Annotated in this window: 14 protein-coding genes; 3 read left to right on the plus strand and 11 right to left on the minus strand. The window is 63.3% G+C overall.

What is annotated here, in order from left to right:
- Positions 1-220: 220 nt before the first annotated feature.
- Positions 221-1,288: a LacI family DNA-binding transcriptional regulator gene (locus tag ACR65K_RS04400; protein ID WP_082566754.1), complete on the plus strand. Its 1,068-nt coding sequence runs from the start codon at positions 221-223 to the stop codon at positions 1,286-1,288.
- Positions 1,289-1,344: 56 nt separating this feature from the next.
- Entirely contained in the window at positions 1,345-2,295 is a 951-nt protein-coding gene (locus ACR65K_RS04405) for an aldo/keto reductase family protein (protein WP_440151913.1), read from the plus strand.
- Between the two features lie 64 nt (positions 2,296-2,359).
- Here ACR65K_RS04405 and ACR65K_RS04410 read toward each other — a convergent pair whose 3' ends face one another.
- The 8 genes from ACR65K_RS04410 to ACR65K_RS04445 all read right to left on the minus strand — a co-directional run bounded on the left by ACR65K_RS04410 (position 2,360) and on the right by ACR65K_RS04445 (position 10,660).
- A complete protein-coding gene (locus ACR65K_RS04410) occupies positions 2,360-3,304 on the minus strand; it encodes a carbohydrate kinase family protein (protein ID WP_056333490.1) in 945 nt (314 codons plus the stop codon).
- 29 nt (positions 3,305-3,333) lie between these two features.
- Positions 3,334-4,851: a glycoside hydrolase family 32 protein gene (locus ACR65K_RS04415; RefSeq protein WP_056333493.1), complete on the minus strand. Its 1,518-nt coding sequence runs from the start codon at positions 4,849-4,851 to the stop codon at positions 3,334-3,336.
- 23 nt (positions 4,852-4,874) lie between these two features.
- Positions 4,875-5,786, minus strand: coding sequence for a carbohydrate ABC transporter permease (locus ACR65K_RS04420; RefSeq protein ID WP_440151471.1), 912 nt, complete (start codon positions 5,784-5,786; stop codon positions 4,875-4,877).
- 8 nt (positions 5,787-5,794) lie between these two features.
- Positions 5,795-6,724 (minus strand): carbohydrate ABC transporter permease, encoded by a 930-nt coding sequence (locus tag ACR65K_RS04425; protein WP_440151472.1) that lies wholly within the window; start codon positions 6,722-6,724, stop codon positions 5,795-5,797.
- Positions 6,721-8,181: an extracellular solute-binding protein gene (locus ACR65K_RS04430; protein ID WP_440151473.1), complete on the minus strand. Its 1,461-nt coding sequence runs from the start codon at positions 8,179-8,181 to the stop codon at positions 6,721-6,723. The genes ACR65K_RS04425 and ACR65K_RS04430 overlap by 4 nt, the downstream gene beginning before the upstream one ends.
- A 209-nt stretch (positions 8,182-8,390) precedes the next feature.
- Positions 8,391-9,434: a LacI family DNA-binding transcriptional regulator gene (locus ACR65K_RS04435; RefSeq protein ID WP_056333504.1), complete on the minus strand. Its 1,044-nt coding sequence runs from the start codon at positions 9,432-9,434 to the stop codon at positions 8,391-8,393.
- 164 nt (positions 9,435-9,598) lie between these two features.
- Entirely contained in the window at positions 9,599-10,075 is a 477-nt protein-coding gene (locus ACR65K_RS04440; protein WP_056333507.1) for a hypothetical protein, read from the minus strand.
- Positions 10,076-10,210: 135 nt separating this feature from the next.
- On the minus strand, positions 10,211-10,660 hold the full coding sequence (locus ACR65K_RS04445; protein ID WP_440151474.1) for a rhodanese-like domain-containing protein: 450 nt from the start codon (positions 10,658-10,660) through the stop codon (positions 10,211-10,213).
- A 581-nt stretch (positions 10,661-11,241) separates the two neighbouring features.
- On the opposite strand from ACR65K_RS04445, the gene ACR65K_RS04450 reads away from it, so the two are divergent.
- Positions 11,242-12,408: a hypothetical protein gene (locus tag ACR65K_RS04450; protein WP_440151475.1), complete on the plus strand. Its 1,167-nt coding sequence runs from the start codon at positions 11,242-11,244 to the stop codon at positions 12,406-12,408.
- Between the two features lie 43 nt (positions 12,409-12,451).
- Here the strand turns inward: ACR65K_RS04450 and ACR65K_RS04455 are convergent, their stop codons facing one another.
- The 3 genes from ACR65K_RS04455 to bioB form a co-directional block, all read right to left on the minus strand.
- Entirely contained in the window at positions 12,452-13,054 is a 603-nt protein-coding gene (locus tag ACR65K_RS04455; RefSeq protein WP_440151476.1) for a TMEM175 family protein, read from the minus strand.
- 208 nt (positions 13,055-13,262) lie between these two features.
- Entirely contained in the window at positions 13,263-13,490 is a 228-nt protein-coding gene (gene bsaP, locus ACR65K_RS04460; RefSeq protein WP_440151477.1) for a biotin synthase auxiliary protein BsaP, read from the minus strand.
- A 43-nt stretch (positions 13,491-13,533) separates the two neighbouring features.
- Positions 13,534-14,586, minus strand: coding sequence for a biotin synthase BioB (bioB, locus tag ACR65K_RS04465; RefSeq protein WP_440151478.1), 1,053 nt, complete (start codon positions 14,584-14,586; stop codon positions 13,534-13,536).
- Positions 14,587-14,795 lie beyond the last annotated feature (209 nt).

A 14,795-nucleotide genomic window follows, 5' to 3' on the forward strand; every position in this document is an offset into this window, starting at 1 on the left:
ACGATCACGCGAAGGCGGAGGTTTTCAATTGAGGCAACGTATTACGCTTCCCGGAGGTATTGCAATGAGGCAACAGGGGGGTTGCTCCTGGACTTCACTTGGAGTGCCCGCATTGACTCCGTCCCTCCAGGATGGAGAACCTCATTGCTGGCAAAGACTGGATGGCGTGACCTGTTGCAAGCGCTTGCGGTGGCGGTCAGCGGCGGCCTAGCATGGGCGCATGACAGCTAGCGTGGAATCGGTCGCTGAGATGGCAGGCGTCTCGGTATCAACGGTCTCTCGTGCCCTTCGCGACATTCCTGGCGTATCGTCGGCCACTCGCAAGCGCGTGCAAGAGGCAGCGCGGGAACTGGGCTACTCGGCGTCTCCGGCTGCTTCCCGGCTTGCGACGGGCAGGACCCGCGCCGTCGGCATTGTGGTGCCGGTCCTGGCAAAGTGGTTTTTCGGAAAGGTCATCGGTGAAGCAGCGCAAACGCTCCGTGAAGCCGGGTTTGACGTGCTCCTTTTTGAGCTGGCCACCCTTGCGCAGCGGGAGCGGTTCTTCGGCGGTGCGCATCTGCATGGCCGGACCGACGGCGTCATCATCATCGCGCTGCAGCCCACCGGAGACGAGTTGGAATTGCTCGCTTCCCAAGGCCAGGCAGTGGCGTTGCTTGGTGCGGAAGCACCGGGCATCGGATCGGTATCAGTGGACAACGCCGGCGCAGGGCAGGCAGCCGTGAGGCACCTGCTGAATCTGGGCCACGAACGGATCGCGTTCATCGGCATCCGTGATGACGACGGCAGCAACCTCGGCGGTGTCCCTCCCTTGCAGCGGCTCATGGGCTATCGGGAGGCCCTCTCCACGGCCGGTCTGCCCCAGGACGTCACGCTTGAACAGTTTGATGAGAACAGTGTCGCCGGGGGTGCCCTTGCCATGTCGCGGCTGTTGGTTTCGGAGCATGTCCCGACAGCGGCTTTTGTTGCTTCCGATGAGATGGCTTTCGGTGTTCTGAAAGTCCTCCGCAAGGCAGGCCTGGATGTTCCGCGCGATTTCTCCGTGCTGGGGTTCGACAATCATGAGCTCGGCGACGTCGTGGACCTGACAACCATGGACCACGAAGTAGCCGAACAGGGACGGGACGCCGCCCGGATCCTCCTGGACGTCCTGGATGGACGGTCCCCTGCTGCCATCGTGCGTCCCGCGCGCCTGGTTGTGCGGGAGACCACTGCACCTCCCCGTGCACTGCGCTTAGCTGCCGGCACCCCGGATTCTTCCCATTCCGCCGGACACCCCGGCACCCCTTGAAAGGAAACTTCATGCAATACCGCAAACTCGGCACCAGCGGCATGTAGGTCAGCGCCATAGCGCTGGGTAACTGGGCTACGCACGGCGAAACGGTGGAGCAGGACCTCGCCACGGAATGCGTCCGCAAAGCGTTGGATCTGGGCATCACCACTTTTGATACCGCGGATGCCTATGCAGGCACCAAGGCCGAATCCATGCTCGGCGAGGCCCTGAAGGGAGTCCGCCGCGAAGGCGTGGAAATCATGACCAAGGCGTTCTTCCCCACGGGGCCGGGCAAGAACGACCGCGGGCTGTCCCGCAAGCACGTGATGGAATCGATCAACGGTTCACTGAGGCGGCTGCAGATGGATTACGTGGACGTTTACCAGGCTCATCGCTACGACTACGAAACCCCGCTGGAGGAAACCATGGGGGCCTTCGCGGACATCGTGCATGCCGGCAAAGCCCACTACATCGGCGTGTCCGAATGGACCGTCGAAGAGATCCGTGCCGGCGCAGCGCTGGCGGCCGAACTGGGCATCCGGCTGGTGTCGAGCCAACCGCAGTACAACATGCTGTGGCGCGTGATCGAGCCGGAGGTGGTGCCGGTCTGCGAAGAGCTGGGGATTACCCAGGTCTGCTGGTCGCCGCTGGCCCAAGGCGTGCTGAGCGGCAAATACGGCGCTTCGAAGGCGCCGGCCGGCAGCCGTTTCAGCGACGAAGACGGGGGACTGAAGACCGTACACAGGTTCATGCAGCCGGAAGTGCTGGAACGTGTTGAAAAGCTCAAGCCCATAGCCCAGGATCTGGGCGTGCCCTTAGCCACCCTGGCCGTGGCCTGGGTGTTGGCCAACCCAAACGTTTCCGCAGCGATTGTCGGCGCCAGCCGCCCCGAACAACTCGACGACACAGTCAAGGCTGCCGAATTGGTCCTGGGACCCGAAACGCTTGAACTGATCGACGATGCCCTTGGCGATGTTGTGGAGCGCGACCCTGCGAAGGTCGAGTCATTTCCGGAGCGGGTTTAGGCCGGCGGCCGCGGTGACCTATAGGCGCCGCGGCCAAGGCAGGTTCTTGGCGGGGAGGGGCCTGCTAGAACGAAAGCTGGGGCTGAAGCTTTGTGCGGAGTTCATCTTCAGTTGGAGGCCGGGCACCGGCCCGGGATACGGTGATCGCGGCCGCAGCGGCCGCCGTGCGTCCCAGCTGGTCGAGGACAGCGGGCGCGAGGCCGCCGGTGCCGCGGGTGAGGAGTCCCAGGATCAGGGCTGACGTATAGGAATCGCCGGCGCCGATGGTGTCAGCAACAGAGGTCTTTACTGCAGGGATGCTGAGGCTCGTGGTGGGGGTCGCGAGCAATGAGCCTGATGATCCCTTGGTGATGACAGCCAGGTCTGCTCCCAAGCCCAGGATGTGTGTTGCAGTTTCCTCCAGGGTCTTTTCCGGGTAAAGCCACTGGGCATCCTCATCGCTGAGTTTGACGACGTCCGTCAGGTGTACCAGGTCCTCGAAAGTGTGCCGTGCTTGGGCGTGGGTTCCGAGCAGGTCCGGCCTGATGTTGGGGTCGTACGTGATGGTGCACTGGCCGCGGAGCTGCTGGAGGATTGCCTTGACCGCGCCGGCACCCGGTGAGAGGAAACTTGCGATCGAACCGGTGTGAAGGACCTTGGGCGGGGCGGGTGCCAGGTCCAGCGGTTCCACGTCCCAGCTGATGTCGAAGGCGTAGCTGGCCGAACCATCGCGGGCGATCGTGGCGGTCGCCGTCGACGTTCTCTCCAACGACCGGGCGCCGGGCAGGATCATCACGCCGGCGCCGGTGAGGTGCTCCTCGAGCGCATCACCACGGCGGTCAGCGCCCATGGAAGTGAGCAGCCCCGTGCTGACTCCAAGACGGGCCAGGCCGTAGGCGACATTGGCCGGCGACCCGCCGGGATACTCATGCGTCCCCGCCGGAGTGGTGACGACGTCGGTTAGGGCTTCCCCGACAACGACGACGTCCAATACCTGCCGCGAAGAGTGCGGTTTGCCGCTGTTATCCATTTTCGTTGTTCCTTGCTGTGGGTGCCGCGCTACGCGAGCTGCTTGACCTGGAGGCTGCGGATGGTTGCAGCACCGCCGACGGCGTAGACGGCGAGGCTGGTGCATGTTTCGGCCGGGAAGATCAGTTCGGTCATGGTGACCTGGCCGTCTTGGGCGAACACTTCAACAGAGCAGCGGTCCACGAAGATGGTGAGGTCGTAGGAGCCCTGCTTTCCCCGTACCGGAGCGGTATCGATGGAGGGGAAGGAATCGTGGAAGCCTGTCTGCCCGGATTCCCGCCGGTCAACAAACAGGGTGCCTTCATCAGGGCGGATGCCCACGCGGGTTCCCTTCGCGCCGTCTCCACGCAGGATGAGACCGAATTCCTCTGCACTTCCGGAGGTGAAGCTGACGTCAATGCGCTGGACCGTGCCGGCGGCGCCGGGCAGAACCTGCACGCCATCGTGGATGGTGGTTCCAGAAAGGCAGAACGCTTCCGGATCGGCCAGGCCGCCCCAGTCACCGGCCGGCTGCTGGACCAGGCACAGCTCTCCACCGCTGGTCCGGAGCGAAATTTCGCGGGCGAGGCTCATGGGGCTGCGCCAGGGCGAGGTGGGGATGTGGTTGGCGTATTCCCAGTTGTTCATCCAGGCGATCATGAGCCGGCGGTTGTCCGGGGCGTCGCTGAAGGAGACAGCGGCGTAGTAGTCCCGGCCCCAGTCCAGCCACCGGTAATCTCCCAGCCGGCCAGGGTCCTGGAGGCCTTCGGTTACGGTGCTGTCGGAGGTGAACGTGGTCCCGTCGAAGTCGCCGATAAAGTACTGGCCGGCTGAGCCGCCGTTGGGACCACCGGGGTTGAGGTTGACGGTGAGGACCCACTTGAGGTTTTCAGGGTCGTCGTCCACCGGCAGGGGAAACAGGTCAGGGCATTCCCAGACGCCGCCTGTGGCGTTTGCGGGGCCGAAAGTGCTCAGCAGTTCCCAGCTCTTCAGGTCGTCTGACTTGTAGAGCACCACCTGGAAGTCCGTGGCTTCGACGGCGACCATCACCCAGTAGCTGCCCGCACCGCCGTCGTACCTTATGACCTTGGGGTCGCGGAACTCGGCGGACCCGCGGTCAAGCACAGGGTTGCCTCCATGTTTCGTCCACGTATAGCCCCCGTCCAGGCTGTAGGCCAGGGACTGGGCCTGGACGCCCTCGTGTACGGAGCCCGGTTTGAAAGCGCTGGTGTAGATGGCCACGAGCGGGGCTACGGACCCGCTGCCGAATCCACTGGTGTTGTGGCGGTCGTAGACGATGCTGCCGGAAAAGATGTCTTCGTTGTCATCACACGCGATGGCCACTGGGTGTTCAGTCCAGGTCAGCAAATCGGTGGAGGTGGCGTGACCCCATGACATGTTTCCCCAGACATTTCCCAGCGGGTTGTTCTGGTAGTACAGGTGGTAGACGCCGTCATGAAAGATCAGGCCGTTGGGATCATTGAGCCAGGTGTCTTTTGCCGTGTAGTGCAGGGCCGGACGGTAGCTGCCTGCTGTGGCTGCGGTGTGAGTCGAAGTAAGTGTGTCCACGAGGTTCCTTTTGAGGTTTGGTGTTATTTGCTCGCGCCGGCCGTGAGGCCCTCGCGCAGGGTGCGCTGGCCGAAGATGAAGACCACCAGTGCGGGCAGCATGGACAGGATCACGCCGGCGAGGACCACCGATATGCTCCCCGTGCCGAGGTTGCCTTGGAGCGTTACCAGGCCGAGGGGGAGGGTGAAGTTCTGTTCGCTGATGGTCAGGATCAGTGGCCGGAAGAACTCGTTCCAGTGGAAATTGAAGGCCAGGATCCCGACGATTGCCATGCCGGGGACCGCAAGGGGGACATAGACAGAACGAAAGATCCGCCATGGTCCGGCACCATCCAGGGCGGCTGCTTCCGCAAAGTCGTTTGGCAGGCCCAGGAAGTATTGGCGCATCAGGAACGTGCCGAAGGCGGTGGGAATGGCCGGCAGGATCAGGGCCAGCGGGGTGTCGGACAGGCCCATCCCTCGAATGAGCATAAATACGGGGACGATCGTGACCTGCACAGGGACCATCATGGTGGCCAGCACCAGCGAGAAGATGGCGTTCTTTCCGCGGAAGTCCAGGCGGGCGAAGGCGTAGCCGGCCAGGGTGGCGGAAGCCATCTGGCCAAGTGCGATCAGGCCGGTCACCAGCGCGCTGTTCAGGACGAGGAGGCCAACGTTGATCTGCTTGAACACCTCTTGATAAGCCGTGAAGTCCGGGTTGATGGGCAGGAAGGACGGCGGCAGGTTGAATGATTCCGACGGCGTCCGCAGCGAAGTGGACAGCGTCCACAGGACAGGGCCGAGGGTCAGCGCGGCAGCCACGGCCAGGGCCGTGTACCTCCCGACGGTTGCGGCAGCCGGGAGGCGGCGGTTGCGGTAGTGCTTGCGGGTGGCCGGTGTGCCGGTGGTGGAACCCGTATGCTTCTTGGTCCCGGTATGCAGGGTCTGGCTGGACATGAGGGACCTCACTGGTAGAAGACGAAGCGGCGGCTGAGCCGGAATTGCAGGGCGGTGACGGCCAGGATCAGCACGGTCAGTACCAGGCCAATAGCCGAGGCTTCGCCGAATTCCAGTTGCTGGAAGGCGGATTCGAAGATCACCATGACGGCGGTGCGGGTGGAATCGCCGGGACCGCCGTTGGTCAGGACGTAGGGCTGGTCGAAGACCTGCAGGGCACTGATGATGGCCATGACGGAGGCGACGAGCACCGTGGGGCTGATCAGCGGAAGGGTGACATTGCTGAACTGTTTCCAGCCTGTGGCACCGTCCAGGTTCGCTGCCTCGTGCAGTTCCTTGGGGATGTTGGTCAGCGCACCGAGGAAGAGCAGGAAGGAGAATCCGAAGTTTTGCCAGACATAGACCAGGACAACGACGGCGGCGGAGGCCGCGGGGCTGGTCAGCCACGGCACTGCGGGAATGCCGACGAGCGACAGGAGCCAGTTCACCACGCCGAACTGTTCGTTGAACATGTACCGCATGAAGATGGACACCGACGCGGCGGAAAGGACCAGGGGAAAGAAGAAGGTGGACCGGAGGAACACCCTGAGCCAGGACGGCATTCTGGCCTGCAGCATGGAAGCAAGACTGAGCGCGATGCCGAGTTGCAGGATGACCGCGACGACGACGAACACGATGGTGTTCAGGAACGACACGCGAACGGTGGGGTCCTGTGCCAGGGAGGCGAAATTGGCGAAACCGACGAACTGGGGTGCGGAAATGATGTCCCAGCGGAAGAAAGCCAGAACCAGCGATCCGATGATCGGCAGGAAAGTGAACAGGGCCATCCCCAGCAGCGTGGGCGCAAGGAAAATCATTGCCAGCCATCGCTCAACGAATGAGCGGCGCGCTGCCGGCGGTTTAAAGGTGTGGCGTGGGGCGGTGGACGTTGTGGTCATGAGTTCCTCCTCAGAGCCAGCTCGAGATCGCGCTGCAGGGTACCCATCGCGGCCCGCACATCAGCGGAGCTGCCGCTGACAGCGGTGGAAACGTTCTTCATAAGGGCAGTTTCGACGGCGGCCTGCTGGGGCGGAGCCGGGATGGGGCCGGAGGTGGGGAATTTGTCGAGGGTGTCGTAGAAGACTTTCCAATGCCTGGGTCCGGTGGCCGCGTAAAAGGACTCATTGACCATCGAACGGCGGGTGGGAGTGGTGTTCGGCTTGGGAATGGCCAACTGCATCGCCTCCCGGCTGGAGCAGAACTTAACCCATTCCCAGGCGGCGTCCTTGTCCTTTGCCGTGCGCATGATCGCATAGCCGGCAGCGCCGAACTGATGCCGTTGCGTCCGCCAACGGGGGAAGAACTGCACATCGAATTGGTCGGCAGTCATTCCTGCCTCGTGCAGTCCCTGCGCCCAGTAACCGCCTGCCGGCGTTGCGCCGATGCGGTTGTTGCCGAACAGGCCCACCAGGGCGTTTCCACCCCCGGATTCAGGCCGTACGCCCAGTCCTTCGGACACGAGTTCGCGGAGGTAGTCGAAGGTTTCGATAACCCGCCCGTCCTCGGCGTTGGGAGCCTGCCACAGGTAGCCGCCGCCGCGTGTGGCCCGGGCTGGGTCGTTCGGGTAGAAACGGTCCCAAAGCCAGTCCCCGCCGGGAGCCTTGGTTTCGGTAAGGAAGCTGGTGTCGTTGGCGTAGAGCCACGGCACTACTCCGCCGAAAAGCCGGTTGGTCCAGTAGTACGGCGTGAAGTCGGCCGGGCGTGCTTTCCGCAGGGCGCGGAGGGTTGCGCTGAAGTCGTCCTGGGTCCAGTCGTCTTTGGGGCGGTCAAGGCCTGCCTGGGCAAAGGTGGTGGTGTTCAAATACATGTTCGCCGCGTTCCAGTCCAGCGGAAGCTGGTACAGACTGCCTTGGTACATGAAGGCTTCCAGCAGGCTCGGATGGACGTCGTCGAAGTAGTCCCTCATGTCCGCAGCGTCCCGGCGGACATAATCATCCAGCGGCTCGGCGAGCTTGTCCGCGAACAGCTGGGCGCCCTCGGTGGCCACGTAGACGACGTCAGGCGGTGTTCCGGCGGCCACCATGGTGAGGATTTTGGAAAAGAAGTCCTTCCAGTCTGCGCCCTGGATGGCCTGCAGCTGCACGGGAATGTCGGGGTGGGCGGAGGTAAAGGCGTTAACCAGGCCCTGCCGGGCTGCTGCGTCGGCCGAGGTGCCAAGGATGGCGATGTTCAGGGCCTTGCTCCCGCGGCCCGGAATGTCACTCCCGGTCAGTCGGGGCCAGGCGCCGACGGTGGCCCCCGCAACAGCCAGGCCGGTAAGGCCCAGCATGGAACGCCGCGTGAGCTGTGAAAGTCCGCTGCCGGACGACGGTGCATGTGGGGGACTTGTTTGTCCCGGTGTCTTTTCAGACGTCATTGTCGTCTCCTCCTAACACGTGTTAAGTAGAGTAGGTATGGCGCCTAACACGTGTCAAGTAGCATTTTTTACTGGTGCTTTAGTGACCGCGAATTACGTGCGCCAGGTACCTGGCCAAGGGCGCACAGCGGGCTCCGGCCGGAGGCGGGGCAGGTCATCCTTGGCCGAACATCTTCAGCAGCGAAGCAATGCGGAAACGGTCCGCCAGGTTAGCCCGCCGGGACCGCTGCAGTGGACGCCCGCGGGATGATCCGGCAGGGCATGTAGAGAATGCCTGCTTCCACTTGCTCAGCTGCCGGTGCTTTTCCTTCCACGGCATCCAACAGCAGGGACATGGCCGCTGCTCCGATTTCGGCGTGCGGAAGTGCCACCGTGGTGAGGGCGGGAACAAGGTTGGCAGCGAGGTTCTGCTGGTCGTCGTAGCCCACCACGGACAGATCCTCGGGTACACGGAGTCCGGCGGCCGCCGCGTAAAGCAAAACGCCGGTGGCAACCCTGTCGTTGGAGCAAATGACCGCCGTCGGCCGGTCTCTGCCGCCCAGGACGGAGGAAGCGGCCCGATAGCCCTCATCGATGTCCCATCCGGTCAGGTGGACGTGCTGTTGTTCACGGGCCAGCCCCGCCTCTTCCATGGCCTCACGGTAACCCTGCTCGCGCTGCGGAGCAGCGGGCGAGCTGAGTGTTCCGGTCAACAGGGTGATGCGGCGGTGGCCCAGGTCAAGAAGCAACCGTGCCGCAGCGCGTCCGCCGTCGATCTCTCCCGGTATTACCGACTGGAGCCGCGAGCCGGCATCGGTGCAATTGGCCAGAATGGCTGGCAGGGTGAGCATCGCCGGCGGGGCGGTAATTTCGCGCAGGCTGCCGGTGGCGTACATGATTCCGTCGACCTGCCGGTGCACGAGTTGCTGCGCCGCAGCGCCATCGCGGGCCGTGTCATGTTCTGTGTCCACCACCAGGACCATGTATCCGCGGGCCAAGGCTGTGCGCGACGCGCCGCTGATCAGCCGGCCGGCGAAGGGGCTGGTGACGATGTCATCCGTGATGATGCCGATCGTTGAGGTCTGCTGGTTGCGCAGGCTGACGGCAACGGAGTTGGGCGTGTAATTTAGCTCCGCCGCAGCGCGGAGCACCCTCTCCTGACGTTCGGCAGTGACGTTGCCGTCCGCCCTGCCGTTTAGTACCAGTGACACCGCACTGCGGGACACCCCCGCCCGTCGTGCCACATCCAGTGCCGTTGCTTTGCGTTTGGCCATGCTGATCCATCCCCTGCCTTTGGGCTTAGCATACCTAACTCGTGTGAGGCCAGGCCGCCTTGGCTTAGGCCACGATGAGGGGGGCCTGCAGGGTAAAGGAACGTTCTGATGCCCTGTCCGTTGGGGCCGGGCAACCAGGGGAACGTCCGGCGCTTGCCGGTGGCCTATTTCGTCGTCGTCCCAGCGTGTCCGAACCGCTCCCGGGCAATTCTGGCGGACGTGCCGAGGGCAGCACCGATAACCTCCCAGGAGTCCCCGTTTGCGCGGGCGGCGCTGACAGCGGCGTCCAGCTCGGCCTGGGCCTTCACGGCGGCGGAACGGGCAGTGGTGATCCGGCGGAAGCCAGCGGCGTCTCTCTCCAGGTGCGGTGCCGGACTCAGACGGAGGACCGTACCACCTATCCGCAGCGGTGCGGCCAGGTGCTCGACGTGCAGGACGTACTCTTCTTCGGACCCGCGCTGAACATAAAGGGTAAGGACGGTCTTTCCCTCGCCGTCGTCAAAGTCCACTTTCCCGTAGCTCTCACTCGGGCCAACAGGCCACAGCCGCGGCTTCAACCGCTCTCCCGCTTCGTCCTGGGTGGGCTCGTAGGCGTGCCCTCCGTGCCGGAAGTTGAGGGCCTGTGGTTCGCGAGGGGTCATGTTGACGTTCTCCTTCCAGTACAAATACCAGTAGAAGCTATTGCGGCTTGAAGCACACGAGTACCTGGTACTCGATCCTCCCGTCCAAGAGCTGGAAGACGGCGTACCTGTGCTGGGCCTATCCGGCGCGGGGTTTTAGTCGGACTGCTTGCGCAGCGCTGCCCAGGCCTGGAAACCGCCGATCAGGTCGGTGGCACGTTTCAGCCCCAGCCGCTGCAGCGTGTGCGCGGCGAGGCTGGAGCTGTAGCCCTCGTTGCAGACAACGATGACCCGGCGGCCGGGATCGTCCGCGATCGGGAGCCGGTGGGGGCTGGAAGGATCGAGCCGCCACTCGAGGACATTTCGGTCAATGACGACAGCTCCGGGAAGGTCACCGTCGCGGTCCCGCTGATCGACAGGGCGTGTGTCCACAACAAAGGCGCCCGCTGCCATCTCCCGCTCGAGATCCGAAGGGTGAACGCGTTCGAGCCCGACCCGGCTCTCAAGTAGTAATTGATCGATGGTCAGAGCCGCAGGGGAATCGCTCGGATCTGAACGGGGCTGACCAACGCCGGCGCCGTCGTCGGGAATATCAAACTGCTTCACGGTTTTGCCCGCCTTCTGCTTATCGCTCCATCGTTCCACCCTGAAGTGAACGAGGACTAGCTCTTTGTCCCCATTACAAGGGTATGGAGAGAATCGGGGCAATATGCGCCAGTAAGGAGATAAAGGCCATGCATGGTCCTGTTGTCGCCTCCCGTTGATATTCACACCTCGCCCAGCGCCTGCTCGTCGGCGGAAAGGGGAGTTGGAACGTGGCTACCTAACGGGCCCCCTTCAGCCTCCCCTTTTTTGCTCCGCTGCCATTCAGGGTATGCCGGGCGGACGAATGGCGGACGTACAGTGTTCCTGCCTGGAGGTGATGAAGTGGCCTCCGCGTCGTCGTCCACTGGCGGCATTCCCATCGCCACGAACTGGCACCGGCAATTCATGGGTACAGCCGTTGCACCTGAAGGAATTGATCAGCAAAAGAATTAGTCCACCGACATAACTCTGAGGGGACCGTTATGCGTCTGCTACGCCTTTTCATTGCTCTGTTAGTCGCGGCGGCCGGCGCTGTCGCACTTCCCGTACCGGCCCAGGCCGCCGACATCGGAATTCCCGGGCCGTCCTACGCAGGGGACGGCGTGAAAACCCCGACGGCGGACAAGGCCCAAAGCAAGCTTTGGTTCCAGGACGGGAGCTGGTGGGGGCTGTTGTGGAGCCCGTCAGCACATGCCACGACAATTCACAGGCTCGACGTCGCAACACAGGCGTGGCAGGAGACGGGAACGGTTGTTGATGCACGGCCGAACGCGCGCGGTGACGCGCTGTGGGACGCAAAGGACGGCAAGCTCTATGTCGTGTCCGGCACCACTGTGCGCTCGGAGTGGAGCTCGCCACCATCCAAGGACGCGGTGACCTCCGGGTCCGCAGCGCTTCACCGCTTCAGCTACAACTCAGCGGCGAAGACCTACTCAGAAGACGCCGGGTTCCCCGTCACCCTTCACAAGGGGAGTACGGAATCGATAACAGTCGCCAAAGACTCCCTCGGCAAGCTATGGGTGACCTACACCATCGTTTCGTCCGACAACAGCAACCGTGTCTACGTCAACCACTCGACCACCAGCGACACGGAGTGGGCCACTCCCTTCGTCCTGCCCACAACCAACGCCCAGGTGCACTACGACGACATCTCCGCAGTCACGTCCTTCCAGGGGGACAAGATCGGCATCATGTGGAGTAACCAGAAGCCCGGGCAAAAGAAGTTCTACTTTGCCGTTCACCAGGACGGCCAGCCGGACAAGTCGTGGCAGACGGAGGTGGCCTACGGCGGAGGAAAGAACTGCAAAGGCGGATGCGCAAACGACCATCTGAACCTCAGGCAGCTGACAAGCGACGGCAGCGGGCGTCTTTACGCTGCAATCAAGACAGCCAATCGAAACGCAGGCCAGACATTGGTGGCGCTCCTGGTGCGCGACGGCAAAGGCGACTGGACCAGCGCTGAATTTGGTGAGGTGCAGGACCTCCATACCCGGCCCATGGTCATGATCGACGAGGAACACGGCCAGGTCTGGATGTTCGCGGTCGCGCCCGAGGTGGGCGGCACCATCTATTACAAGAAATCGCCGCTTAACAACGTTTCCTTCGCGCCCGGCGCCGGCACACCGATTATCAGCAGCAGTACCGACACAGACATCAACGACCCCACGTCAACCAAACAAAACGTCACCAGCCAGACCGGCCTGGTGGTGTTGGCATCCGCGAGAAACAACGCCCGGTACTGGCACGCCTACATCGACCTCAGGGGCTAAAGCAGAACGTGGGCGGGAATTTCTTTGGCCTGCCCGTGCCGCCCTAGCCGTTTCCGACGTCACTGTGGTGGGCCGAGGCGACGAAATGTTCCACGCGCCGGTCCGGCACCAGCCAGATCAGCGCAACGACTGTATAGACGGCAATCCCGAGCAGGGGCTGGACAAGGGTAAGCCCGATGCCAAGGAGATAGATCAGCGGGGAAGCTTTGCCTTTCCAGTCCCGGCCGACAGCCTTGGCGAGGGCCCCGCTCCTGCCCTGCACGGCGATCAGCCGGCGTTCGAGGATGAAGTAGGCGATCGCGGCTAACAGCAGATTGATGCCGTAAAGCAGGACAGGGACCTGCATGAAGCCGGATTCATCCATCCACCGTGTGGTGAACGGAAACAGCGACAGCCAGAACAAAAGGTGAAGGTTGGCCCATAGGATCCCGCCGTTCACCCGGCTCGCCAGGTGGATCATGTGGTGGTGGTTGTTCCAGTAGATGCCCACGTACACGAAACTCAGCAAGTAACTGAACAAGGTGGGCAGGATACCCGCCACACCCTCCCACGTTGGCTCCTCGGGGACGTGAAGTTCCAGCACCATGATGGTGATGATGATTGCCAGGACGCCGTCGCTGAATGCTTCGAGCCGGTTCTTGTTCATGAAGTGGGTTCCTTCGGAAGGCTCACTGACGACTACTTATGCAGTGTGCGATTGAGCGTTGCGGCGCCCTGGGCCCGGCAATGACGAGCTTGCTGCCCAGCCAGCCTAACGCGAGGCCGGCCAAGGCTATTTCTTCACTCGCCGCTGCTGTGCCAGGGGCCGACCGCCAAAACCCAAGATTGGTCCCCCTGCATCAGGCCCACGCCGCTCATGATGTACGCACTCCGTGGCGGGAGCACTCCGCCGTCCAGCCCAGCGGTGTCACCTGTACCTTCATCCGGCGCCCGCAGGCCGCACAGTAGCGCGGCGGCTCCATCGTCAGGCGCTCGCCGCAGCGGTGGTGAACGTACGACGGCGGCACGTCGCCGCCGTCGTACGCCTCGCCGCAGTGCCCGCAAAAGTTTCCCGCGGCTGACCTCGTCACGCCTGGGGCCACGACCGCAGGGTGCCCTGGCCGAGCTTGCGAGGTTGGTTGGGGATCACAGCGTCTTCTGGAGTTCCTTGATGGGCATGTTGAGGTCCACGAGCAGGTTCAGGTCTGCGGTGGCAGGGCGGCCCAGCGTGGTGAGGTAATTGCCCACGATGACGGCGTTGATTCCGCCGAGCAGGCCATCGCGGGTGCCGAGGTCGCCGAGGGTGAGCTCGCGGCCGCCCGCGTACCTCAGCACGGTGCGGGGCATGGCCAGGCGGAATGCGGCGATGGCGCGGAGGGCATCCTTGCCGTCCATGATGCCCTGGTTTTCCAGTGGTGTTCCGGGCCGGGGATTGAGGAAGTTGAGCGGTACCTCGTGGGGCTCCAGTGCCGCGAGCTGGGCGGCGAGTTCGGCCCGCTGCTCCAGGCTTTCGCCCATGCCGATCAGGGCGCCGCAGCACAGTTCCATGCCCGCTTCCTTGACCATGGCGCAGGTCTCCAGCCGTTCCTCATAGGTGTGGGTGGTGACCACTTCCGGGAAGTAGCTGCGCGCTGTTTCCAGGTTGTGGTTGTAGCGGTGGACACCCCAGTCCTTGAGCTGGTCCACCTGGCGCTGGGTGAGCATGCCCAGCGAGCACGCGATGTTGATGTCCACCTCTGCTGTGATGCGTTCGATGGCGAACTTGATCTGGTTCATCAGCTTGATGTCGGGTCCGCGGACGGCTGCGACGATGCAGAACTCGGTGGCTCCGGTGGCAGCTGTTTCCTTGGCGGCCTTGACCAGTTCCGGGATATCCAGCCAGACACCGCGGACGGGGGAGTCGAAGAGGCCCGACTGGCTGCAGAAGTGGCAATCCTCGGGGCAGCCACCGGTCTTGATGGAGATGATGCCTTCCACCTCCACGTCCTCGCCGCAGTGCCGGAGCCGGACCTGGTGCGCCAGTTCCAGCGCCGCGGGAAGTGCATCGTCCGGGAGGCGGAGGACCTCTTCGAGCTGTGTCTGGCTCAGGCCGATGCCGTCCTCGAGGACCTGCACGCGGGCGGTCTCGAGGATGCCGTAGCCTCCGCCTGTGCCGGTCTCGCGGCTCGCTGCGATGGGAAGGTCTGGCTGGATCGTCATTAAGTGGTCCTTCACGTCTGCTTGGAATATCCCTCAGAGCAGACGCTAGTTCTCCTTCGGCGACCCTGTTTTGGAGGGGTTCAACAAAGAATCCGCCAGGGCGTGCATGACGTGGTCAGGGCCGACGTCGTTCTGACTCAGCTGTCCGTATGCTCAGGCGCTAATCAGGGCCGGCACGCGTGTCGGACTTCCGGTTCCGCTATACGGGT

It is taken from the genome of Arthrobacter sp. SAFR-179 (assembly GCF_059414945.1).